Here is a 23,189-nt window from a genome sequence, read left to right as displayed (position 1 = left end):
GTGGTGACGACGACGACCCTGGACGCGCTCGCGTCCGACGTGCTCGGCGCGGACGTGGACCCCGCGCGCAGCTTCGTCGCCTCCGGCGGCGACTCGCTGCGCGCCATGCGCCTGGTGGCGCTCGCCCGCGAGCGGTTGGGCCTGCGGTTACCCGTGGCCGACCTGCTCGGCGGCTCCCCGCTGGCCGAGGTGTTCGCGGGCGCCACCCCCGACCCGGTGCGCCAGGAGGCCGCAGGCGACGCCGGGCCGGGCGCGGACGGGCGGGTGCCGCCCGGCGGAGCCGCGACGGCAGGCAGCCCGGTCTCCCCCGGCGCGCCTGCGGACCGGGGCGGGCGGCCGGACCCGGTCGGGCGGGCGCTGTCCGGCGGCCCGGCTTCTCCCGGCGGGTCGACGACTCTTGGCGGCCCGGCTTCTCCCGACGGGCCGACGACTCTTGGTGGGTCGACGACTCCCGGCGGGCCGACGACTTCTGGCGGGGAAGCGCTTCTCGGCGGCTCCCTCCCCTCCGGCGCGCCGACGACTTCCGGCGTTCCGGCCTCGTCCGGCGCCGCAGCCCTCCCCGGCCACCCGGCGACCGGGGGTCTCCCGACGACCCCCGGCCAGCCGGTGTCCTCGGGGGAGCTGTCCCCGGCGCAGCGCGGCATGTGGCTGATCGAACGGGTCACCGGCGGGTCGCCCTACAACCTGGTGTTCCTGTGCTTCGTCGAGTCCGGGGCGCTGCGCGTCGACGCCCTGGAGGGCGCGCTGGCGCTGGTCGCCGCCCGGCACCCCGGCCTGCGCACGGTCTACCGCGACCTGGGCGACGACCAGGTCGCCCCCGTGGTGCTGCCCGACCACCGGCCCCCCGTCGAGCGGGTCGTGGTCGAGGGCGGCGGCTTCGCCGAGCGGGTGCGGCGGGTGGCCGCCGAGCGGGGCCGCGCCCCGTTCGACCTCGCCGCCGCGCCCGCCCACCGGCTGGTCCTGGTCGAGCGCGCCGACGGTCGCCAGGCCGTCGTGCTCGCCGCGCACCACATGGTGCTCGACGGCTGGGCGGTCGGTCTGCTCCTGGAGGAGCTGTTCGCCCGGCACGCCGAGATCGCCCTGGGCGCGCCGACCGGGGAGCACGCGCCCGGCCCGTCGGCCGAGGTGCTGGCGCGCGCCCACGAGCGGGCCCGCGCGGACGGCGACTGGGACCGGGCCGCCGACTTCTGGGCCACCCACCTCGCGGGCGTGCCGACCGTGCTCGAACCGCCCGCCGACCGGCCCCGGCCCGAGGTGCGCGACGCCGAGGGCGCCCGCACCGGCGTGGACCTCGGCCCCGAGGCCACGGCGATCGCGCTCCGGCGCGCCCACGAGCTCGGCGTCACCCCGTTCGCCTACCTGCTCGCCGCGTTCGGCCTCGCGCTGAGCCGGTGGACCGGGGCCCGGCGGCTGCTCGTCGGCGTCCCGCTCACCGGTCGCGACAGCTCCGAGCTCACCGGTTACGTCGGCGTCGCGGGCAACCTCGTCCCGGTGCTCGTAGAGGTCGACGACGACGCCACCACCGCCGACCACCTGCGCTCGGTCCACCGCTCCCTCGCGCTGTCCATCGCGGCGGGCGCCCTGCCGTTCGACGAGGCCGTCGCCCGGCTCGGCGTCCAGCGCAGCCCCTCGGGGCACCCGCTGGTGCAGGTGTCGTTCGGGATGCACGACCAGCTCGTGCCCCAGGAGATCACCACCCCCGTCGCGGGCCTGCGCGTCGAGGAGGGCCACGGCGGCGGCGCCCAGTTCGACCTGTCGCTGCTGATCGGCCGCTCCGCGCCCGCGCTCGCCGGGCACCTGGAGTACTCGTCGTCGCTGTACTCCGAGCACGAGGTGCGCGGGTTCGCCGACGACTTCGCCACCGCCGTCGCGCAGCTCGCCCTGGACACCCGCCTGGAGGACGCGCGCTGCCTGTCCCCGGCCCGCCTGGCCCGGCTCGCCGACGCGGGCGGCACGCCCCGCGCCGCGCACCCGTGGACCGTCGACGGGCTGTTCCGCGAGGTCGTGCGGCGCGCCCCCGACGCGATCGCGGTCCGGGAGGGCGAGGTCGAGCTGACCTACGCCGGGCTCGCCGCCGCCGCCGCGAGGCAGGCCGCGCTGCTGCGCGCCTCGGGCGTGCGGCCCGGCGACCGGGTGCTCCTCGGCCTGGAGCGCTCGATCGCCGAGGTGGTCGCCGCGCTCGCCGTGATCGCGCTCGGCGCGGCCTACGTCGGCGTCGACCTGTCCACCACCCCCGCGCACACCGACCGCGTCATCGGGATCGCCGCGCCCACCGCCGCGCTCGTCGCCCCCGAGCACGCGGACCGGATCGCCGCGCTGGGCGTTCCGGTGACGCCCACCTGGTCACCGGACTGGGAGAGCCGACCGGGCGACGAGCTGCCCGAACCGGTCACCCACGTCGGGTCGCCCGCCTACACCGCCTTCACCTCCGGCTCCACCGGCAAGCCCAAGGGCGTGCTCGTCCCGCACCGCGCGGTCGTCCGGCTCGTCCACGACTCCGGCTTCGTCCGCCTCGGCCCCGGCGAGCGGGTGCTGCGGCTGTCCCCGCTGGCCTTCGACGCCTCCACGCTGGAGCTGTGGGGCCCGCTGCTCACCGGCGCGACCCTGGAGGTGCTGCCCGCAGGCCTGCCCACCCCCGGCGACCTCGCCGAGTTCCTGCTGGAGCGCCGGGTCACCGTCGCCTGGCTCACCGCAGGCCTGTTCCGGCTCGTGGTGGACTTCGCGCCGCACGGGCTCGGCGGACTGCGGCAGCTGCTCACCGGCGGCGACGTCGTCCCGCACGAGCACGTGGCCCGCCTGCTGCGCGCCCACCCCGGCCTGGTCGTCACCAACGGCTACGGGCCCACCGAGAACACCACGTTCACCACCACGCACAGCGTCACCGACCCCGACGAGGTCGACGGCCCGCTGCCCATCGGCACGCCCCTGCCCGGCACCGGCGTGCACGTGCTCGACGAGCGGGGCAGGCTCGTGCCGCCCGGCGCGGTCGGCGAGCTGCACGCCTCCGGGGCGGGCCTGGCCGACGGCTACCTCGACGACGAGGCCGAGACCGCGCGCGCCTTCGGCCGCTTCTCGCCGGACGTGCCCGAGCGGCTCTACCGCACCGGCGACCTGGTGCGCTTCGACTCGGCGGGCAGGCTCCGGTTCCTCGGCAGGCGCGACGACCAGGTGAAGCTGCGCGGCTACCGCGTCGAGCTGTCGGCGGTCGCCGCGGCCCTCACCGCCGACGAGCGGGTCAAGGACGCGGTCGTCGCGGTGACCGAGGGCGACAGCGCGGACAAGCGGCTCATGGCCGCGGTCGTGCCCGAGCCCGGAGTCCAGGTCGGCACGGCCGAGCTGCGCGACGCGCTCGCGGGCAGGCTGCCGTCCTACATGGTGCCGGTGCTGTGGGCGCTGGTGGACCGGGTCCCCCTGACCGGCAACGGGAAGGTCGACCGGCGCGCGCTGGCCGCCGTCGCCGGGCCGCCGAGCGCGCCACCGCCCACCGCGGACCTCTCGGTCGCGGTCGGGCTGTTCGCCGAGGCGGTCGGCGGGGAGGCCACCGACTACCCGGCCGACGCGGACTTCTTCACCGTCGGCGGGAACTCCCTCGGCGTCGTCCGGCTGGTCAAGCTCGTGCGGAAGCGGACCGGGGCGAGCGTGCGGGTGCGCGACTTCCTGCGCGACCCCACCCCGGCCGGGCTGCGCAGGCTCGTCGAGGAGGCCCGGTGAGCCGGGGGACGGCGGTGGCCGTCATCGGGATGGCGTGCCGGTTCCCCGGCGCGCCCGACGTGGAGCGGTACTGGCGGCTGCTGCGCGCGGGCGCCGAGGGCATCAGCCGGTTCAGCCAGGCCGACCTGCTCGCGGCCGGGGTCGACCCGGAGCTGATCCGCAAACCGGGGTTCGTGCCCGCCATGGGCCTGATCCCCGGCTCGCGCGGCTTCGACTGGTCGTACTTCGGCTACAGCAGGGCCGAGGCGGCGGGCATCGACCCGCAGCAGCGCGTGTTCCTGGAGTGCGCGGTGGCCGCGCTGGACGACGCGGCCGTTGACCCGACCCGCTTCCCCGGCTGGATCGGGATCTACGGCGGCGCGGACCGGGTCAGCGCCACCCCCGACGAGGAGCTCGGCGAGATGGTCGGCTACCTCGGGGTCGAGCGGGACTTCCTGGCCACCAGGGTCGCCTACAAGCTCGGCCTGCGCGGGCCCGCCGCGACCGTGCAGACCGCCTGCTCGACCTCGCTGACCGCCGTGCACATGGCGGCGGCCAGCCTGCGCGGCGACGAGTGCGACCTCGCGCTCGCGGGCGGCGTCGCGGTGATGGGCGACGGCGAGCTCGGCTACCTCCACGAACCGGGCGGCGTGCTGTCGCCGGACGGGCACTGCCGCCCGTTCGACGCGCTCGCCTCCGGCACGGTGCCCAGCGAGGGCGTCGGCGTCGTGGTGCTCAAGCGCCTGGCGGACGCGGAGCGCGACGGCGACCGGGTGCTCGGCGTCCTGCTCGGCTCCGCCATCAACAACGACGGGTCGGACAAGGTCGGCTACACCGCGCCCTCGGTGTCCGGGCAGCGCGACGTCATCCGCTACGCGCAGCACGTCGCGGGCGTCGACCCGCTGGACGTGGACTACGTGGAGGCGCACGGCACCGGGACCAGGATCGGCGACCCGGTGGAGGTGCAGGCGCTCACCGACGTGTTCGGGCCCGCCTCCGACCGGGTCGGCTGGTGCGGGCTCGGCGCGGTCAAGAGCAACCTCGGGCACACCGGGTCGGCGGCGGGCGTCGCCGGGCTGATCAAGGCGGTGCTCATGGTCGGCCGGGGCGAGCTGGTGCCGACGGTGCACTTCACCACGCCGAACCCGCTGCAGGAGTTGGAGACCACGCCGTTCGCCGTGGGCTCGCGGCTGGAGCCGTGGCCGGACCGGGGGACCCGGCTGGCGGCGGTCAGCTCGTTCGGCGTTGGCGGGACCAACGCGCACGTCATCGTGCAGCAACCGCCCGCGCGCACCGGGCGGGCCGGGCGCGGGGCGCGGGTGCTGGCGCTGTCCGGGGCGACGCCGGAGGCGCTCGACCGGGCGCGCGGCGCGCTCGCCGACGCCCTGGCGGGCGCGGTGACCTCGGGTGCGCCGGGGGGAACCGGCGGCGTCGTCGGCGGGGAAACCGCTGGGGCGTCGGGGAGTGGTGGGAACAGCGGCGCGGTGGGCGTTGGCGCGCTGGAGACCGGTGGTTCCGGTGACGCGGTGGGCGTTGGCGCACTGGGGACTGGTGGTTCCGGTGGCCCGGCAACCGTTGCCGCACCTGCGATCGGCGACGTGGTGACCTCGGGCGCGCCCGCCGCCGGTGACACCGCCGTCGTCGGCGCGCTCGCGGTCGGTGGGATCGCCGTCGACGGGATCGGCGACACCGCCGCCACCGGTGCGGAGGTCGTCGTCGTGCTCGGCGAAGCCGGGGCCTCGGGGGCCGAATCCGTCGTCCTGCTCACCGGAGCGGGCGACCGGGAGGGCCGCGAGCGGCCTAGCGCCCCCGCCCCGCTCCCGGAACCGCTCGCGCTCGGCGACGTCGCCAGGACGCTCGCCGACCGGCGCGCCCACCCGCACCGGCAGGCCCTCGTCGCCCCGGACCTCGCGGGCGCCGCCGAGCTGCTCGCCGACCCGCCCAGCACCACCGCCCCCGGCGGGCTGGACCGCGTCGCGTTCCTGCTGCCCGGCCACGGCGTGCTCGGCTCCCCGGCGGGCGCGACGGCGCACGGGCTGCTGCCCGCGTTCCGCGCCGCCTTCGACGAGCTGCGCTCGCTCGCGCTCGGCAGGCACGGCGTCGACCTGACGCCCGTCGTCGACCCGGCGGCCGACCCGCGGTGGTTCGACGACATCGTGCACCAGCAGCTCGGCCTGCTCGCACTCGGCGTCGCGCTCGGCGAGCAGCTCGCCGAGTGGGGCCTGCGGCCCGCCGCGCTGCTGGGCAACAGCGTCGGCGAGTACCCGGCGGCGGCCATCGCGGGCCTGTGGTCCTGGGCCGACGCCGTCGACCTGGTCCACCTGCGCGCCAGCGGCATGGCCGCGACCGAACCGGGGCTGATGGCCGCCGTCGACGCCACCGAGGAGCTGCTGACCGACCGGCTGGCCGGGCTCGACGTGGTGCTGGCGGTGCGCGGCACCAACCGGTTCGTCGTGTCCGGCCCGGTGGCCGCGATGGAGACCGCGCTGTCCAGGCTGACCGACGTGGACGTCCGGGTGCAGACCGCCTCCCTCGCCGCCCACGGCCCGCTCATGGTGCCCGCCTCGGTCGAGCTGGGCGCGGCCGTCGCCGCGGTGGCCAGCTCGGAACCCCGGTTCCGGCTGGTGTCCAACCGGACCGGGACGTGGGCGCGGGACGTGCGCGAACCCGACTACTGGGCGGGCCAGCTGCGCTCCCCGGTGCTGCTGGAGGACGCGGTCGGCGCCCTCGTCGACGACGGCCTCGACACCTTCGTCGAGCTCGGCCCCGGCGCGTCCATGCTGTCCGCGCTGCGCAGGCACCCGCGCTGGCGGCCCGGAAGCACCACCATCCCGCTGCTCGGCCGCACCGGGTCCGAGCACGACCTGCTGCGCGCCCTCGGCGCCCTGTGGGAGCGCGGCGTCGACGAGGCGCTCGACGTGCTGCGCGACCCCGACGACCGGCCGGTGTCCCTCCCCACCTACCCGTTCGCCACCGACGTCCCCGAGGCGCCCCCGGCGCGCCCGGCGGCCACCACCACCCGCCGGGCGGGCGACGACCCGGTGCGCGCGGGCGTCGAGCGGCTCTGGTGCTCGGCCCTGGGCGTGCCGTCGGCCGCGAGCGCGGACGACTTCCGCTCGCTGGGCGGCGAGTCGCTCGTCGCGGTCGGCCTGCTCGGGCGCGTCCGCGACGAGCTGGGGGCCACCGTGCCCGTCACCGAGTTCCTGCTCCGGCCCACGTTCGGCGCCCTCGTCGACCTGGTCCGCGCGGCGGGACCCGCGCCCGCCGAGCCGGACGCCGTCGACGTGGTCCCCCTGGCGGAGGGCCAGGGCAGGCCGCTGTTCCTCATCGCCGACGCCTCGGGCAACGCGCTGATCTACCGGCGGCTCGCCGAGGCGCTGGAGGTCCCCGTGCTCGCCCTGGAACCCCGCCACGACCTCGGAACCGTCGAGGAGCGCGCCTCGCGGCACGTCGACGCCCTGCTGCGCGCCTCCGACGGCCCCCACGCCATCGGCGGCTGGTCCTTCGGGGCCGTCCTCGCCCACGAGGTGGCCAGGCAGCTCACCGAGCGGGGCGAGCGGGTCGGCCCGGTGCTGCTGCTCGACGCCTACGTGCGCGGCAGGCCGGGACGTCCCAGCGGCAGCGACCCCGGCTTCCGCTGGGACGGGGCGCGCACCCTGCTCGACGCCGCGCTCGGCCTCGGCCCGGTCGGCAGGGCGGTGCGCCGCGATCCGGCGCTGCGCGCGGCCATCCGGGCCAAGGCCCGCACCCTGGCCACCTACCGGCCTGCCGCGCTGCCCGTGCGCGCGGCGCTCTTCCGAGCGGGCGGCGACCGCGCCGCCGCCACCCGCCTCGCCCCGCTCTACCTGGGCGGCGTCGAGGTCCACCCGGTGCCCGGCGACCACTGGTCGATGCTCGCCGAGCCGCACGTCCACGACCTGGCCCGCCGCATCGGCGGGGTGCTGGCCAACGCGGAGAGGACCGAGCATGTCCGCTGAACCGAGCGCGCCCGAGCAGGCGGGGGCGCCCACCCCGGCCCCCGACCGGCCGCTGTTCCGCAACCGCGACTTCCAGGCGCTGTGGATCAGCCAGTTCCTCGCCGCCATCGGCAAGGAGGCCGCCGAGATCGCCTACCCGCTGCTGATCCTCGCCACCACCGGCTCCGCGACCTACGCGGGCGCCGTCAGCGCGGTGCAGCTGGTCGTGGCCGGGGTCATGTCCCTGCCCGGCGGCTCGCTCACCGACCGGTTCGACCGCAGGCTCATCATGGTCGTCTGCGACCTGGCGCGGGTGCTCCTGCTCGTGCTCTTCAGCTTCCTGGTGTGGACCGACCAGGTGCACGTCGTCGCCACGTTCGCCGTCGTCGTGCTGTCCTCGGCGTTCCTCGGCGTGTCCAACCCGGCCGGGCTCGCCGCGATCAAGCAGCTCGTGCCGCCCTCGCAGCTCACCCAGGCCACCGCGCAGAACCAGATCCGGTTCTTCGGCGCCACCGTCATCGGCCCGCCCATCGGCGGCAGCCTGTTCGGCATCGCCCGCGCCCTGCCGTTCCTGTCCGCGGCCGTGTCGTTCCTGGCGTCCGCGCTGCTGCTGTTCCTCATCCGCAAGCCCACCCAGGCGCCCAGGCCCGAGCGGACCGCCGCGACCACCCCCACCGGGGAGCGCGGCACGATCGCCGGGTTCCGCGCCATCGCCCGCCAGCCGGTGATCCTGATCCTGGTGATCTGGGCGATGGGCTCGAACATGGCGTTCAACCACTCCGGCATGTTCCTGGCGCTCATCGCCACCGCCCAGGACCGGGGCGCGTCCGAGGCCGTCATCGGCACCACGCTCGCCATCGCGGGCGGCGGCGGCCTGGTCGGCTCGCTGCTGGCCGCGCCGATCCTCAAGCACGTGCGCCCCACCGTGATCCTCTACTACGCGGTGTGGATCGGCCCGGTGTGCGCCGCGCTGCTCACGTTCATCCCCGGCGTCCTGCCGCTCGGCGTCGCCGTCGCCTGCGTGTTCCTGCGCGCGGGCGTCGTCGGCGCCCTGATCTACGGCTACATCGCGGCGCTGATCCCCGACCGGCTGCAGGGCAGGGTCATCGGCGCGGTCATGTTCCTCGGCATGATCGCCCAGCCGATCGGCATCTTCTCCATCGGCGCGATCTTCGACCTGGCCGGGCCCACCTGGGTGTTCGCCGCCATGTCGGTCGCGGGCGCCGCAGCCGCGCTCCCCACGTTCAGCAAGCACATCCGCAGGCTGCCCTCGCCCGAGGAGCTGGCGGCCAGGCAGAGCACGGAGGACGCGTCATGACCGTGGAACTTCCCGAGTCCAAGGCGGGCGGCACCCTGCCCGCCGAGTTCTGCACCCGGCCGGGTCCCAACCCGTACCCGTCCTACGCCGCCGCGCGCGAGCAGTCGCCGGTGCACCCGATCGACTACCCGAACCCGGCCGAGGCGTACGTGGTCACCGACTACGAGACCGTCGTCCAGGCGTTCACCGACCCCCGGCTGTCCAAGAGCGTCGACAACGCGCCCGGCTTCTTCCGCGACGCCCTGCGCGAGAGCAGCCCCGTGCTCATCAAGAACATGCTGACCTCCGACCCGCCCAAGCACACCCGGCTGCGCAAGCTCCTCGGCAACGCGTTCGTGCCGCGCAGGCTCAAGCTGCTGCGCCCTCGGGTCCAGGAGATCACCGACGACCTGATCGACGCGCTTCCCGAGACCGGGGTCGTCGACCTGTACAACGACTTCGCGCTCCCGCTGCCCATGCGGGTCATCTGCGAGTTCCTCGGCGTGCCACCGGAGGACCGGGACGTCCTGCACGACTGGGGCATGGTGCTGAGCAACGCGCCCTACGCCGACGAGGAGGGCAACCGGCGGCTCAAGGAGGCCAGCGAGGGCATCGAGTCCTACCTGCTCGCCCACATGTCCGCCCGGCGCGCCGACCCGCGCGAGGACCTCACCAGCGTCGTGCTGCGCTCGGCCGACGAGGAGGGCGGCGGCTACACCGACGACGAGATCGTCTCCACCCTGGTGCTGCTGGTCATCGCGGGCCACAAGACCACCTCGAACCTCATCGGCAACGGCACCCAGGCCCTGCTGCGCCACCCCGAGCAGTTCCGGCTGCTGCTCGACCGGCCGGAGCTGGTCACCACCGCCATCGAGGAGTTCCTGCGCTACGAGGGCCCCGTCTACCGGGCGCCGCAGCGGTTCGCCAGCGAGGACATGGACATCGCGGGCCACCCGGTCGGGCGCAACAGCGTCGTGCACCTGATGCTGAACTCGGCCAACCGGGACCCCGCCGTGTTCGAGGACCCCGACCGGCTCGACATCACCCGCAAGCCCAACCGGCACCTGTCGTTCGGGTACAGCGTGCACTTCTGCCCTGGTGCGCCGCTGTCCAGGGTCGAGGGCGACGTCGCGTTCACCACGCTGCTGCGCAGGCTCCCCGGCCTGCGGCTGGCCGTCCCCGACGACCAGGTGCCGTGGCGCTACGACAACTCCGCGAGCCGGGGCGTCGAGCGGCTGCCGATCACCTACGACCGCAGGCTCCCCCGGTGACGGCCAGGCTGCTCTGCCTGCCGTTCGGGGGCAGCGGGGCCGCGTTCTTCCAGCCGTGGACCGGCCTGGCCGCCGAAGGGCTGGAGGTCGTGCCCGCCCGGCTGCCCGGCCGCGAGCGGCTCGTGGACGTCGAGCCGCACCGGGACGTGCACGAGGCCGTCGACCGGTTGGAGGTCGAGCTGGCCGGGACGGGGCGGGTGCTGCTGTTCGGGCACAGCGTCGGCGCGGTCCTGGCCTACGAGCTGGCGCACCGGCTGGTCGCCACCCCCGGCGTCGAGGTGCTGCGGCTGTTCGTCAGCGGCTCGCCGGAGCCTGGCACGCAGCGCTCGCTGCGCGCGACCGGCATCGAGGACGACGACGAGTTCCTCGCCCGCGTCCAGCTCATCTCCGGCTACACCCACGACGCGTTCGGGCACCCCGACCTGCGGGAGCTGCTGCTGCCCACCCTGCGCGCGGACGTGGAGATGCACGAGGAGTACCGGCCCAGCACGCGGGAGCCCCTGCCGGTCCCGATCACCGCGCTGCGCGGCGCGGACGACTCGCTCGTGTCGGCGTGGCAGCTGGCCGAGTGGGCGGCGGTCACCTCGGCGGGGTTCGAGGCGGTCGAGCTGCCGGGGCCGCACATGTACCTGGTGGAGGAGGCCGCGTCGATCATGGCTTTGGTCAACGCCGCGCTGGCCGCCGCGGCGGCGCCCTCGGGCGGTGGCGTGTCCTCTGGCGGGGCTGCGTTCTCGGGCGGTGGCGCGTTCTCGGGCGGTGGCGCGTGACCGCAGGCAAAACCCGCAGACCGGCGCGACCGGTCGCTACCGTGGCACGACGCCGCCGTCGGAAGGGAACAGGACAGTCATGAAGAAGCGCACGATCGGCGCCGGAGCGGGCAGTCGAGAGGTCACCGTGCTCGGCCTCGGGGCGATGCCGTTCGGGAGCAGCGTCGACGAGGAGACCTCGTTCGCCGTGCTCGACCGGTACGTCGCCGCGGGTGGCACGTTCATCGACACGGCGAACAACTACGCCTTCTGGCACGACCGCTCGCAGGGCGGGCAGAGCGAGGCGTTACTGGGCAGGTGGCGCGCCTCGCGCGGCATCGGCGACGAGGTCGTCATCGCGACCAAGGTCGGAGGCAGGCCCAACGCCTCCGGGCTGAGCTTCGCCGACACGGGCAAGTTCGAGAACATCGAGGGCCTGTCCGCGAAGTCGATCCGCGCCGCCGCCGACCGCAGCCGCGCCGCGCTCGGCGTCGAGCGGCTCGATCTGCTGTACGCCCACGTCGAGGACCCCGGCACCCCCGTCGAGGAGACCGTGGGCGCGTTCGGCGAGCTGGTCGCCGAAGGCGCGGTCGGGCTGCTCGGCGTGTGCAACCACTGGCTGTGGCGGGTGGAGCGGGCGCGCTCGGCGGCGGCCTCGGCCGGGGTGGCCGGTTATGAGGTGCTCCAGTACCAGCACAGCTACCTGAGGGCCCGGACCGACCTGCCGGGCCGCCGCTCCCCGAGGGGTGGGCAGGGCTTCGCCTCCGGCGAGCTGCTGACCTACGTCGAGGAGAACCCCGGGGTGTCCCTGGTGGCCTACTCGCCGCTGCTGTCGGGGGCCTACGTGCGCGACGACCGGCCGTTCGAGGACGAGTACGACCACCCCGGCACGGCCGTGCGGCTGGCCGCGCTGCGCCGGGTCGCGGACGAGACCGGGGCGACGCTCAACCAGGTGGTGCTGGCGTGGCTGATCGGTCATGGCGTGACGCCCCTGGTGGGCGCGTCGTCTGTGGCGCAGATCGAGGACAGCTTGGGGGCGGTTGATCTGGAGTTGTCGGCTGAGCAGGTTGCGGTTCTGGATGAGGCTCGGTGAAGAGGAAGATCAAGAGCTGAAGGGCTCGCCTCGCCGGCGGGGCAGGCCTCCAAAAAAGAGGGGGACGAGCTCTGCCGGCCGGTGACCGTTTTGTTGGTGGTGCGGTTTACCCCTGCGGTGGGCGGGGTCCCTCTTCTCCGTTTGGCCTCCTTTCAGGCAAGCACACTCGTCAAGACGCCGTTTGACTCGGGCGGTCTTCCGGGCGGTGCGGCGGCATCTTGACGAGCGTGCTCGGGCTTCGCCAGGCCAAACGGAGAAGAGGGACGCGGGAGTGGGGCTGCGTGGGCTCGCTTCGCTCGCCCCGCAGCCCGCGAGTGCGTCTTGCTGACTGCTTGGCTTGCGTGCAAGGGGTTTTGCACGTGCTCGAACACCTTCACCTTGCTGTTTAAGGTGAAGGCCCGGTTCGGGGCCGCGTTGCCGTCCGTGTCGCGGCGGGCGTGGTCGAACGTTGGCAAGTCGGGGCCTCCAGGGGGCGGTGCGTTGATCATTGTTGCGTCGGAACTGCCCGCGTGGAGGGGAGTGGAGGGGAATCGTGTTGGTCAGGCGCGTGCTCTCGCCAGCACCTCGTCCTCCGTCAGCGCGCCCTGCGGGTGGTGGCTCAGGCACATCGGCAGGCGCAGCTTGGTGAAGCCGGTGCCCTCCGTCGCGCCGTAGAAGCGGCCCGCGCCCAAGCGGGAGACGTCGTCCACCCGGCCGCCGCGTGCTGCGGCCAGTTCCACGGCCGTCTGGACCTGGGCCGACGCGTTCAGCCTGCCGAAGAACTGGGTCGCGGTGTTGCCGGTGACCGAGTTGTGCAGGCCCTTCGGGGCCTGGGTCGCGAAGACCACGCCCAGGCCGTACTTCCTGGCCTGCGCCGCCAGCAGCCTCGTGCTCGCGCTCGACACCACCTCGCCGCGCGACGGCGCGAAGGTCTGGGCCTCGTCGAGGACCAGCAAACCGCCCAGGGGGCGGTCACCGGCCGGGTTACGGCGGACCCACGCGAACAGGGCCTGCTGGAGCTGGTGCGCGAACGCCTGGCGCTGGCCGTCCGTCGGCAGGCCGACGCAGCTGATCACCGACACCCGCGCCCGTGCGCCCGGCGCCGGGCGGAGCAGCTCGCCGGGGTCCAGGCGGTGGCCCGTCCCGCCGAACAGGGGGTCGGTGATGATCGCCGCGTGCAGGCTGTCGGCCATCTCGGCGGCCAACCTGACGGCGTCGCGCATCGTGCTCGCGCCCTCCGGCAGGTCGTGCAGGAACGCCGCGAACTCCGCCACGTCCCGGCCGCCGCGTCCGGCGAACGCGGCCAGCGCCTCGGTCAGCACCGCCCTGCCGTGCACCAGCCTGCGGCCGGACAGGGCGATCTTGGGCAGCAGGCCCGCCACGGCCGCGTCGACCGCGCCCCTGAACTCGTCCGGGTCGGCCCGCACCGCGCCGAAGTCCGGCAGCGGGTCCAGCACGAGCGGCCTGCCGGACTCGCGGCCCGGCGTCCACACCACCACGTCCGTGCCGGTGAGGTAGCGGTGGGCGCGGTCGGCGTCGCCGGGGGACCAGCCCTCGGGTGGGGACGGCCACGGGTCGCCCAGGCGGGCCAGGTCGTTGTTGGTGTCCAGGAGGATCGAGGACACGCCGTGCAGCGCGGCCTCCTCCACCAGGCGGCGCAGCAGCACGGTCTTCCCGGAACCGGTGCCCGCGAACACGGCCACGTGCTTGCGCAGCAGGACGAGGGGGAGGGTGAACGGGCGACCGGTGGCCGCGTCCGCGCCCAGGGTGATCGTGGCGTCGTGGGGCGCCGGGATGGGCTGGGCAGCGGGCTGTCGCGCGGGCGACTCGGAGACCGACTCGCGCGTCACGGAGGTGCGCGTCACCGACTCGCCCGTCGTGGAGACGCGGGTCGACTCGCGCGCCGGGTGGTCGGACGCCGCCGCGTCGGACCAGCCAGGGGACGGCTCGAACGGGTCGGGCGCGAACGGCTGGGGCGTGAACAGGCTTCCCGCCAGGCGGGACGGCTCGGCAGGCGGCCAGCCGCGTTCGGGCCAGGACGGCTCGGGGGCGCGTTGTGGCGGTGGCGCGGGCAGCGCGCAGACCTGCTCCTCGTACTCGCGCTCCGGCCACACCGGCTCCTCGGGGGCCGACGGGCGCTGCGGAGCCGGTGTGGCCGCGTCCCCCACCGGCGGCAGCACCCGCCGCAGCAGCGGGGTCCGGCTCGCGGGCGTGCGCGCGGCCAGCCACGCCAGCAGTCCGGCGGGCGCCTGGCCGACCAGTTCGCGCAGCGCCCAGAACGTGCGCAGGTCCTCCTCCGCCAGCGGCAGGACCTCGCCGCCCGCCGCGACCAGCTCGCCCACCGCCCGCGCCGTCTGCGGGCCGCCCGAGAACGGCGTGCCGCGCAGCACCACCAGGCGGCGCTTGCCGGTCCCGCCGAACACGCCCGCCTCCAGGCACGCCGAGCGCAGCCGCGCCAGCACCGCCGTGCTGTGGCCGTGCGCGATCGCCCGGAACGACCACCACACCTCGTCCTCGCTGGCCTCGTCCAGGGTCTGCCGCAACCGGGCGTGCAGCGCGGGCTTGCGGCCCGGCGGCGGGTCGAGCACGAGGTCGCCGCCGTGCTCCACCGCGTAGCAGCGCAGCGCCGCCGACAGCAGCTCCGGCACCAGCTCGTCCTCGCGCGCCGGGTCCAGCGGCGCCCTGACGTCCGCTGCCGCACGCGCGCGGGCGAACCGCTCGTCCAGCTCCGCCAACCCGCCCGCGTCCGCCTCGGGGGCCGCCACCTCCGCCGGGCCCTCCGCGAAGTCCCGCAGCTCCACCTCGGCGTCGTGGGCCAGGCACCACCGCACGTGCTCCTCGACCCGCTGCAACAACCGCCTCGGCGTCGAGTGCGCCACCTCCGCCCCGCCGAACGCCTCCCGCGCCACCGGCCACGTCGGGTGCGGCGGCGCGAAGCCCTCCTCCGCGTACAGCGCGCCCAGGTGCCGCTGCACGATCGCCTCCGCCACCCCCGAGCTGGGCATGGCGGTGCGCAGGTCCAGCACCGAGAACCGCCCGGCCGCCGAGCTGACCCCGTGCTCCGACATCAGCTGCCACGACCGGGGAAGGCACGCCACCACCAGCACCGTCCGCCGGGTCTCCTCGCGCAACCGCATCAGCCCGTCGGCGAGCCGGTCCGCCAGCCCCACCCGGCCCGCCACGTCCGGGGTCTGCGTGATCACCGAGTCGATCTGGTCGACCGCCATCACCACCGGACCGGTCAGCGCGAAGATCCGCGACAGGTCGCCCAGCACCAGCTGCGCGGGCCGCGACCGCAGGTGGAACCCCCACTCCGCCCGGTCGGCCTCGTCGATGCCCTCGTCCTCCAGCGCCAGGAACCGGTGCCCGACCTCGCTCGGCCGCCCCCGCGCCCGGTACAGCACCAGCGCCCGCAGCGTGTCCTGGCACTCCAGCGCCACCTGCGGGTCCAGCTCGCGCACCCGGTCCACCAGCTCGTCCAGGTACTCCCGGCTGATCGGGATCGTGCCGCGCAGCCGCAGCCGCGACTCGTCGGTGTGCCCGGTGGCGGTGGCCAGCGCGTCCAGCATCGTGCCGAGCTGGTCGCCCTCGCGGGTGTTGAGCCCGCTGACCGCCCCGTGCACCGCGCCCGCCCAGAACGACCGGTCGTCCAGCAGCTTGAGCAGGAAGAACCACCCGCCGCGCGCCTGCGCCTCCTGCCGCAACCAGCCGAGCAGGTGCGTCTTGCCGACCCCGCGCTCCCCGCGCAGCACCACCCCGATCGGCGTCGAGCGCGGCCTGCGCGCGGCGGACGCCACGGCCCGCGACAGCTCGGCGGCGACCAGCCCGTGCAGCTCCGGCACGTGGTGCGCCAGCGGGCTCCAGATGTCGTCGGGCGCGACCGCCGAGTTGAAGTGCACGGCCTGCAGCGCGTGCCGCCGCTCGTCGTCCAGGCCCGGTCCGGCGAGCATCACGGCGCCACGACCAGCAGGTGCCTCGCCGTCCCGCCCAGCACGAGCGCGGCCTCGCGGTCCCGGTCGGTCAGCGCCTTCTGGTCGTCCTCGCCCCACAGGTGCACGCCCTCGCGCAGCGCCAGCTCGCCCAGCGCCCGGTCCACGTCCGCGCGCGGCACCCCGAGCAGCCGCTCCCGCAGGTCTGCCAGCCGCACCGGACCGCCCTTGCCGCCACCGGCCGCGCCGTGCGCCGCGAGCACCAGCGCCACCGGGTCCGGCCGGAACACCTCGGCCACCGTGCCCCCGGTCGCGTCCAGGTGCCGCCCCAGCCCGGCCAGCACCGAGGCCAGCGCGCCACCGGCGTACCCGGACCTCGGGTGCCTCGGCGCGCCCAGCTCCTCGGCGCAGCGCACCGCGCCCCGGTCGGTCAGCTCGTGCGCGAAGCCCCGGCCGACCTTCGTGCTGGTCACCAGCCCCAGGTCGTTGAGCCGCCGCCTGGCCGCCCCGTCCAGGGTGAACCCGGCGACCTCCCGCAGCTGCGGGTTGGTCAGCTCGCGGGCCTCGGCCATGAGCACGAGCAGCACCGCCCGCTCGTGCAGGGTCAGCCGCTCCTCGGACATGCGATCCCCCAGTGGTCTGCCGAACTTCCGTGGTTGATCGTGCCCCACCGGCCGTCCGTTACCGAGCGCTGCTCCACGCGGACCTGTCGGCCCCCGCCCGCGCGGCCATAGGCTCGTTCGGGTGCCGCACCCGTGTTCGCACAGCGCACAGGAGGTCGGATGGCCGTTCTCACGTCCCTCGCCGACGGCGTCGAGGAGGTGGTGCGCGACGGGGACACCACCGCCTTCGAGGGGTTCACGCACCTGATCCCGTTCGAGGCGGGCAACGAGGCCATCCGGCAGGGCCGCCGCGACCTCACCCTGGTGCGGATGACCCCCGACGTGATCTACGACCGGATGATCGGCGCGGGCTGCGCGCGCAAGCTCGTGTTCTCCTGGGGCGGCAACCCCGGAGTGGGCTCGCTGCACCGGTTCCGCGACGCCGTCGAGCACGGCTGGCCCGCGCCGCTGGAGCTGGAGGAGCACAGCCACGCGGGCATGGCCAACCGGTACGCCGCCGCCGCGTCCGGGCTGCCGTTCGCGGTGCTGCGCGGGTACGCGGGCACGGACCTGGTGGGGCGCACCGACAGCATCAAGCAGATCACCTGCCCGTTCACCGGGGAGGTGCTCGCGGCGGTGTCCGCGCTGCGGCTGGACAGCGCGGTCGTGCACGCCCAGCGCGCCGACCGGGAGGGCAACGTGCAGTACTGGGGGATCACCGGGGTGCAGAAGGAGGCGGTGCTCGCCGCGAAGCGGTCGCTGGTGACCGTGGAGGAGGTCGTGGACGTGCTGGAGCCGGTGCCCGGCGCGGTCGTGCTGCCGCACTGGGTGGTCGACCGGGTCGCCGTCGTGCCGGGAGGGGCGCACCCCTCGTACGCGCACGGCTACTCCACCCGCGACAACGCCGCGTACTCCGCGTGGGACGCGATCAGCCGCAGCCGCGAGGAGTTCTCCCGCTGGTTGGGAGGACTGCGGTGACCGGGCACACCTCGGACGAGATGATGACGGTCGCCGCCGCGCGGGCCCTGCGCGACGGCGCGGTGTGCTTCGTCGGCATCGGGCTGCCCAGCACCGCGGCGAACCTGGCGCGGCGCACGCACGCGCCCGACCTCGTGCTGGTCTACGAGTCCGGCACGATCGGCGCGAAGCCGGACGTGCTGCCGCTGTCCATCGGCGACGGCGTGCTCGCGGAGACGGCGGTGAGCGTGATCGGGGTGCCTGAGGTCTTCAACTACTGGTTGCAGCCGGGGCGGATCGACGTCGGGTTCCTCGGGGCCGCGCAGGTCGACCGGTTCGCGAACATCAACACCACGGCGGTGGGGGACTACGGGGCGCCGTCGGTGCGGTTGCCGGGGGCCGGTGGGGCGCCGGAGATCGCGGCGTCGTGCGGGGAGGTCGTGGTGGTGGTGCGGCAGAGCAGGCGGGTGTTCGTGGAGCGGGTCGACTTCGTCACCTCGTTCGGGCACGGGTCGGGGCCGGGGGAGCGGGAGCGGCTCGGGCTCACCGGGGCCGGGCCGCAGGTGGTGATCACCGATCTCGGGGTGCTGCGGCCGGACCCGCGGACGTGCGAGCTGGTGCTGACGGCGCTGCACCCAGGGGTGGACGTGGCGACCGCGCGCGAGCGCACCGAGTGGGACCTGCGGGTGGCGGAGGACTTGGAGGAGAGCGCGCCGCCGAGCGCGGAGGAGTTGGCGGTGCTGCGGGAGCTGACCGCGCGCAGGGGTGGGTGAGCGGACCGGTCATCCGGACACCCAGGCGTCCGGGAACCTGGGCGTCCGGGCACCCGAGCCGTTGAGCTGAGCCGTTGGGCCGAACTGGGCCGATCGGGCCGTTGAGCCGACCGGGCCGTTGAGCTGATCGAGAGGGGCCGCGTTGCCGAGCACGACGATCCCCGAGTACCGGCGGGACCACGGGTCCCAGCCGCCGGTGGACTTCCCGGCGTACCGCTCCAACGCGCTGCGCGCCCCGCGCAGACCGCTGGTGCTCCTGCCTCAGCGGCTCACCGAGGTGACCGGGCCGCTGCTCGGCGCGGACCGGGTGGGGGAGCACGACCACGACCTCACCGCCGGTCACCCCGGTGAGCCGATCGGGCAGCGGATCACCCTGTCCGGGCGGGTGCTCGACGGTGGTGGGCGGCCGGTGGCCGGTGCGCTCGTGGAGGTGTGGCAGGCGAACGCGGCCGGTCGCTACCGGCACGACGCCGACCGGCACCCCGCGCCGCTCGACCCGAACTTCACCGGGGTCGGGCGGTGCGTCACGGACCCGACCGGGGCGTACTCGTTCACCACCGTCCGGCCGGGCGCGTACCCGTGGCGCAACCACGACAACGCCTGGCGGCCCGCGCACGTCCACTTCTCGCTGTTCGGCTCCGCGTTCACCCAGCGGCTGATCACCCAGGTGTACTTCCCCGGCGACCCGCTGCTGCCGCTGGACCCGGTGTTCAACTCGGTGCGCGACGAGGCGGCCCGCGCGTCGCTGGTGGCCGCGTTCGACCTGGGCCGCACGGTGCCCGAGCGGTCGCTGGGCTACCGCTGGGACATCGTGCTGCGCGGCAAGGACCCCACGCCGCTGGGGGACGACGATGACTGAGCGGTGGCGGCCCACGCCGTCGCAGACCGTCGGCCCGTTCCACGGCGTCGCCCTGCCGTGGGCGGACGGCTGCTACGCCGTGGCCGAGGGCACGCCGGGCGCGTTCTGGATCACCGGGACCGTGCGGGACGGGGCGGGCGAGCCGGTCGCCGACGCGGTCGTGGAGACCTGGCAGGCCGACCCCGACGGCCGGTTCGACCACCCCGACGACCCGCGCGGTCCGGTGTCGCGCCACGGTTTCCGGGGCTTCTCGCGCAGCGACACCGCGCCGTCGGGGGAGTTCCGGCTGCTGACCGTGAAACCCGGCCCGGTGCCGTTCGGCGACGGCCGCGCGCAGGCCCCGCACCTGGACGTCTCGGTGTTCTGCCGTGGGCTGCTGGTGCGGCTGGTCACCCGGATCTACTTCCCCGACGAGCCCGCCAACGCCGACGACCCGGTGCTGGCGGCGATCCCCGCCCCGGCCGCGCGAGCCACGCTCGTCGCTGCGGCGGCGCCCGGCGGGTACCGCTTCGACATCCACCTGCAGGGGGAACGTGAAACCGTCTTCTTCGACCTCTGACCGGGCCGCCGGGCCGTTGCCGCACCACGTGGACAGCGGCCCGCGCGACGCCCCGGTGCTCGTGCTGGGCAGCTCGCTCGGCACCACCACGGCCCTGTGGGACCCGCTGCTCCCGGTGCTGGAGCGGCACTTCCGGGTGATCCGCGTCGACCACCCCGGCCACGGCGGCAGCGCGCCGCGCGCGTTCCGCGACGTCGGCGACCTCGGGCGGGGGGTGCTCGCGCTGCTGGACTCGCTGGGGGTGCGGGCGTTCCGGCACGCCGGGGTGTCGCTGGGGGCGATGGTCGGCGTGTGGTTGGCCGCGCACGCCCCGGACCGGGTGGAGCGGCTGGCCCTGTGCTGCACCACGGCGTTCTTCGACGACCCCGAGCCGTGGCGCGCGCGGGCGGACCTGGTGCTGGCGCGCGGCGTCGGCGCGACCGCCGAGGGCACGGCGGCCCGGTGGTTCACCCCGGCGTTCGGGGCGCGCGGGGCGGGGCTGCTGGCGGGCCTGTCCGAGGTGGACCCGCTGTCGTACGCGGCGGCGTGCGGCGCGCTGGCGAGGCTGGACCTGCGGCCACTGCTGCCGGGGATCACCGCGCCCACGCTGGTGATCGCGGGGGCGGAGGACACGGGGACACCGCCGGAGCACGGGAAGGCGATCGCGGAAGCGGTGCCGGGCGCGGAGTTCCACGTGGTGCCAGGGGCGCACCTGGCTGTGGTGGAGTCGCCGGACGCGGTCGCGGAGCTGCTGGTGCCGCACCTGGTGGGGCGGCCGTGAGCGGCGAGGTGGGGGGAGGCGAGGCGGGGGGAGGCGCTGCCGGGGAGGCGTCGAGAGGCGCTGCCGGGGGCAGGGAGGCGGGCGGTTCGACCCGCTCGGCCGGGCCTGAACCGGGCGCTGCGGGGCTGGGCGCTGAAGGGGCGGGCGGGTCGGTCCACCCGGCTGGGTCCGCTCCGGAGGCCACGAGCGGCCCGGGCCCCCTGGCACCCGACGGGCGGGTTGCCTCCGAGCCCCCGGTGCGCCCCGGCCTGCAGGCGCCCGGTGGGGCGCAGGTCGCTTCCGAGTCTCCGGTGCGCCCAGGTTCCGAGGCGTTCGGCCGGGCGCCTTCCGCCTCCGGCTCTCCTGCGCACCACGATTCCCAGGGGCCAGGTGGGGCGCCGGTCGCCCCCGACGGCCCGGTGCGTCCCGCCGCCCAACCTGACCCTGCTGCCCAACTCGGCCCTGCCGCCCACCCCGCCCCTGCCAGCCGACTCGGCCCTGCCGCCCCCGGCGCGCCGGACCGCTACGAGGCGGGCATGGCCGTGCGGCGGGCGGTGCTCGGGGACGCGCACGTCGACCGGGCCGCCCAGGACCCGTTCGGCGCGGACTTCCAGCGCTACGCCACCGAGACCGCCTGGGGCGCGGTGTGGACCCGGCCCGGTCTCGACCTGCGGACCCGGTCGTGCGTGGCGCTGTCCGTGCTCGCCGCGCTCGGCCACGAGCGGGAGCTGGCGCTGCACGTCGCCGGGGCGCTGCGCAACGGCGTCAGCCGCGACGAGATCGCGGAGGTGCTGCTCCAGGTCGGCGCGTACGCCGGGCTGCCCGCCGCGAACCGGGCGTTCGAGGTGGCGCGGCGGGTGCTCGCCGATGGCTGACTTCGTCCAGTCGCTGGCCAGGGGGCTGCTGGTGATCAGGGCGTTCGACGCCGACCACCCGGAGCTGACGCTCAGCCAGGTCGCCAGGATCACCGGGTTGACCAGGGCGGCGGCCCGGAGGTTCCTGCACACGCTGGTCGCGCTCGGGTACGTGCGCTCGGACGGCAGGCTGTTCGCGCTGCGCCCGCAGGTGCTCCAGCTCGGCCACGCCTACCTGTCCAGCCTGTCCCTGCCCGCCCTGGCCCAGCCGCACCTGGAGAAGCTCGCCGCGCAGGTCCGCGAGTCGTGCTCGATGTCGGTGCTCGACGGCGACCGGGTGGTGTACGTGGCGCGCGTGCCGACCAAGCGGATCATGTCCGTGACGATCAGCGTGGGCACCCGCTTCCCCGCCCACGCGACCGCGATGGGCCGCGTCCTGCTCGCCGCGCAGGACCGGGCGTGGCTGGACGAGTACCTGGCGAAGGCGCGGCTGGAGCGGTTGACGGCGCGCACGGTCGTCGACGCGCGGCGGTTGCGGCACGAGCTGGACCTGGTGCGCGGTCAGGGGTGGGCGCTGGTCGACCAGGAGCTGGAGGACGGCCTGCGCTCCTTGGCGGTCCCGGTGCGCGGCCCGCGCGGGGTGGTGGCGGCGGTGAACGTGTCCGCGCACACCAGCCGGGGCAACGCGCTGTCCGTCCGCGACGACCTCCTCGCGCCGTTGCAGGCGGCGGCGAAGCTGATCGAGGAGGACCTGCGGCAGTGAGCCGGGGGCGGTCCCGCGGCGATGGCGGGCCGCCCCTCGGCGCTTTCACCCCAGGGTCAGGTTGATCTTGCCCGCCCTGGCGTCGTCCTCGGTGTAGGAGATCTTCCCCCGGTGCGCCACCTCGACCTGGTAGATCCGCTCGCCGTCCGGGACGTCCTCGACGGCGAAGTTGAACCGGCACATCCCGAGGGACAGGTAGTTCGAGTTCGTCAGCTCGCTGATGGCGACGATCTTGCCCGAGGCGTCGTAGACGGTGACCTGCGTGCCCTCGGAGATGTCGTCGTACCCCCCGGTGCCCGCGCAGTCCCCGACGGCGGCGTAACCGGAACCGCCATCCATCAGCGTCATGCTGCCCCGCAGGGTGAACGGCCCGGACTCCGGCTCGTCCCGCCCTGCGCTGACGGCGGTCGCGTCACCACCTCCGGCGTCCACCCCCGAACCGGACCCCGAGCCCGAACCCGAACCCGAACCGCCGAAGAGCAGCGCCCCGGTCACCACCAGCCCGCCGACCAGCACGATGCCGCCGACGAGCATCCTGAACGCGCGTCCGCCCAACTGCCCCTCGGCCCGAACCGGCCCGTCACCCGCTTCCGGCGCGCTGAGTGAGGCAGGGAGGGGGACCAGTTCCGGCAGCACGGCAGCGGGCGGTGCCTGCGGCGGCATCGACGCGGGCGGCGTTGAGCCCGGCGCCTGCGCGTACGGCGTCGCCCCTGGTTCCGGCGCGGGCAGGCCAGGTCCCGGCATCGGCGCGTGCGGTGCCGACCCCGGTGCCTGTGCGCCCGATACCTGCGCGGGCAGCCCAGATCCCGGCGCTTGTGCGTGTGGCATCGCCCCTGGTTCCGGCGCGGGCAGCCCAGATCCCGGCATCGGCACGCTCGGCACCGTCCCCGCTTCCAGCGCAGGCGGCACCGCCCCGGCTGCCTGCGCGGCCGGGGTTTCCGGGGCGTGGCCCGCCGGAGGCGGCACCGCCTGTGCTTGCGCGGGCAGCCCCAACCCCGGTTCCGGCGCGGGCGGCGCGGCGGGTGACGGCTGCGCCGGGTCGGGTGTGGCGGGTGAGTCGGTCACGTGCTCTCCGGGTGGCCGTGCGGTCGCTACGCCCGGAAGTCGAGCGCGTGCGACCAC

General features: G+C 75.5%; 16 protein-coding genes. 13 read left to right on the top strand and 3 right to left on the bottom strand.

The genetic code is table 11. From position 1 onward, the window contains the following. Positions 1 to 3 precede the first annotated feature (3 nt). The 6 genes from LV78_RS33515 to LV78_RS33490 all read left to right on the top strand — a co-directional run bounded on the left by LV78_RS33515 (position 4) and on the right by LV78_RS33490 (position 12,053). Positions 4 to 3,711 carry a non-ribosomal peptide synthetase gene (locus tag LV78_RS33515; protein WP_253849999.1) on the top strand — a complete coding sequence of 1,236 codons (3,708 nt, stop codon included), beginning with the start codon at positions 4 to 6 and terminating at the stop codon, positions 3,709 to 3,711. Continuing rightward, positions 3,708 to 7,667 carry a type I polyketide synthase gene (locus LV78_RS33510; protein WP_253849998.1) on the top strand — a complete coding sequence of 1,320 codons (3,960 nt, stop codon included), beginning with the start codon at positions 3,708 to 3,710 and terminating at the stop codon, positions 7,665 to 7,667. Before LV78_RS33515 ends, LV78_RS33510 begins: the two co-directional genes overlap by 4 nt. Continuing rightward, positions 7,657 to 8,964 carry an MFS transporter gene (locus LV78_RS33505; protein WP_253849997.1) on the top strand — a complete coding sequence of 436 codons (1,308 nt, stop codon included), beginning with the start codon at positions 7,657 to 7,659 and terminating at the stop codon, positions 8,962 to 8,964. Before LV78_RS33510 ends, LV78_RS33505 begins: the two co-directional genes overlap by 11 nt. Next, positions 8,961 to 10,214 carry a cytochrome P450 family protein gene (locus tag LV78_RS33500; RefSeq protein ID WP_253849996.1) on the top strand — a complete coding sequence of 418 codons (1,254 nt, stop codon included), beginning with the start codon at positions 8,961 to 8,963 and terminating at the stop codon, positions 10,212 to 10,214. Before LV78_RS33505 ends, LV78_RS33500 begins: the two co-directional genes overlap by 4 nt. Then, positions 10,211 to 10,981 carry a thioesterase II family protein gene (locus LV78_RS33495; RefSeq protein WP_253849995.1) on the top strand — a complete coding sequence of 257 codons (771 nt, stop codon included), beginning with the start codon at positions 10,211 to 10,213 and terminating at the stop codon, positions 10,979 to 10,981. The genes LV78_RS33500 and LV78_RS33495 overlap by 4 nt, the downstream gene beginning before the upstream one ends. Positions 10,982 to 11,060: 79 nt before the next feature. Further along, positions 11,061 to 12,053: an aldo/keto reductase gene (locus tag LV78_RS33490; RefSeq protein WP_253849994.1), complete on the top strand. Its 993-nt coding sequence runs from the start codon at positions 11,061 to 11,063 to the stop codon at positions 12,051 to 12,053. 539 nt (positions 12,054 to 12,592) lie between these two features. On the opposite strand, the gene LV78_RS33485 is transcribed toward LV78_RS33490, so the two are convergent. Next, complete coding sequence (locus LV78_RS33485; protein WP_301307828.1) at positions 12,593 to 15,982, bottom strand: helicase HerA domain-containing protein; 3,390 nt, start codon at positions 15,980 to 15,982, stop codon at positions 12,593 to 12,595. Continuing rightward, positions 15,982 to 16,584, bottom strand: coding sequence for a hypothetical protein (locus LV78_RS33480; RefSeq protein WP_253849993.1), 603 nt, complete (start codon positions 16,582 to 16,584; stop codon positions 15,982 to 15,984). The genes LV78_RS33485 and LV78_RS33480 overlap by 1 nt, the downstream gene beginning before the upstream one ends. Before the next feature lie 159 nt (positions 16,585 to 16,743). Between LV78_RS33480 and LV78_RS33475 the strand changes: the two genes are divergently transcribed. From LV78_RS33475 to LV78_RS33445, 7 genes are all read left to right on the top strand, one after another. Next, positions 16,744 to 17,541: a CoA transferase subunit A gene (locus LV78_RS33475; RefSeq protein WP_253849992.1), complete on the top strand. Its 798-nt coding sequence runs from the start codon at positions 16,744 to 16,746 to the stop codon at positions 17,539 to 17,541. A gap of 20 nt (positions 17,542 to 17,561) precedes the next feature. Continuing rightward, complete coding sequence (locus LV78_RS33470; protein ID WP_253850059.1) at positions 17,562 to 18,293, top strand: CoA-transferase subunit beta; 732 nt, start codon at positions 17,562 to 17,564, stop codon at positions 18,291 to 18,293. Positions 18,294 to 18,435: 142 nt separating this feature from the next. Next, positions 18,436 to 19,152, top strand: a complete 717-nt coding sequence (pcaH, locus tag LV78_RS33465; protein WP_253849991.1) for a protocatechuate 3,4-dioxygenase subunit beta — start codon at positions 18,436 to 18,438, stop codon at positions 19,150 to 19,152. Next, a complete protein-coding gene (gene pcaG / locus LV78_RS33460) occupies positions 19,145 to 19,711 on the top strand; it encodes a protocatechuate 3,4-dioxygenase subunit alpha (protein WP_253849990.1) in 567 nt (188 codons plus the stop codon). Before pcaH ends, pcaG begins: the two co-directional genes overlap by 8 nt. Next, positions 19,686 to 20,471, top strand: coding sequence for an alpha/beta fold hydrolase (locus tag LV78_RS33455; protein ID WP_253849989.1), 786 nt, complete (start codon positions 19,686 to 19,688; stop codon positions 20,469 to 20,471). The genes pcaG and LV78_RS33455 overlap by 26 nt, the downstream gene beginning before the upstream one ends. 515 nt (positions 20,472 to 20,986) lie before the next feature. Next, entirely contained in the window at positions 20,987 to 21,325 is a 339-nt protein-coding gene (locus LV78_RS33450; RefSeq protein ID WP_253849988.1) for a carboxymuconolactone decarboxylase family protein, read from the top strand. Further along, positions 21,318 to 22,067, top strand: a complete 750-nt coding sequence (locus LV78_RS33445; RefSeq protein WP_253849987.1) for an IclR family transcriptional regulator domain-containing protein — start codon at positions 21,318 to 21,320, stop codon at positions 22,065 to 22,067. The genes LV78_RS33450 and LV78_RS33445 overlap by 8 nt, the downstream gene beginning before the upstream one ends. Positions 22,068 to 22,112: 45 nt before the next feature. On the opposite strand, the gene LV78_RS33440 is transcribed toward LV78_RS33445, so the two are convergent. Continuing rightward, a complete protein-coding gene (locus LV78_RS33440; RefSeq protein ID WP_253849986.1) occupies positions 22,113 to 22,622 on the bottom strand; it encodes a hypothetical protein in 510 nt (169 codons plus the stop codon). Positions 22,623 to 23,189 lie beyond the last annotated feature (567 nt).

This window comes from Actinosynnema pretiosum (assembly GCF_024171695.1).
GTDB lineage: Bacteria > Actinomycetota > Actinomycetes > Mycobacteriales > Pseudonocardiaceae > Actinosynnema > Actinosynnema pretiosum.
Note: the sequence above shows the minus strand (reverse complement) of the source record. Positions and strands in the feature narration are given on the sequence as shown.

Excerpts from the sequence above, each read along its gene's own strand:
- LV78_RS33505 (WP_253849997.1), top strand. The coding sequence starts at position 7,657 with ATGTCCGCTGAACCGAGCGCGCCCGAGCAGGCGGGGGCGCCCACCCCG.
- LV78_RS33490 (WP_253849994.1), top strand. The coding sequence starts at position 11,061 with ATGAAGAAGCGCACGATCGGCGCCGGAGCGGGCAGTCGAGAGGTCACC.
- LV78_RS33445 (WP_253849987.1), top strand. The coding sequence starts at position 21,318 with ATGGCTGACTTCGTCCAGTCGCTGGCCAGGGGGCTGCTGGTGATCAGG.
- LV78_RS33500 (WP_253849996.1), top strand. The coding sequence starts at position 8,961 with ATGACCGTGGAACTTCCCGAGTCCAAGGCGGGCGGCACCCTGCCCGCC.
- LV78_RS33450 (WP_253849988.1), top strand. The coding sequence starts at position 20,987 with ATGGCCGTGCGGCGGGCGGTGCTCGGGGACGCGCACGTCGACCGGGCC.
- LV78_RS33470 (WP_253850059.1), top strand. The coding sequence starts at position 17,562 with ATGATGACGGTCGCCGCCGCGCGGGCCCTGCGCGACGGCGCGGTGTGC.
- pcaG (WP_253849990.1), top strand. The coding sequence starts at position 19,145 with ATGACTGAGCGGTGGCGGCCCACGCCGTCGCAGACCGTCGGCCCGTTC.
- LV78_RS33475 (WP_253849992.1), top strand. The coding sequence starts at position 16,744 with ATGGCCGTTCTCACGTCCCTCGCCGACGGCGTCGAGGAGGTGGTGCGC.
- LV78_RS33485 (WP_301307828.1), bottom strand. The coding sequence starts at position 15,982 with ATGCTCGCCGGACCGGGCCTGGACGACGAGCGGCGGCACGCGCTGCAG.
- LV78_RS33480 (WP_253849993.1), bottom strand. The coding sequence starts at position 16,584 with ATGTCCGAGGAGCGGCTGACCCTGCACGAGCGGGCGGTGCTGCTCGTG.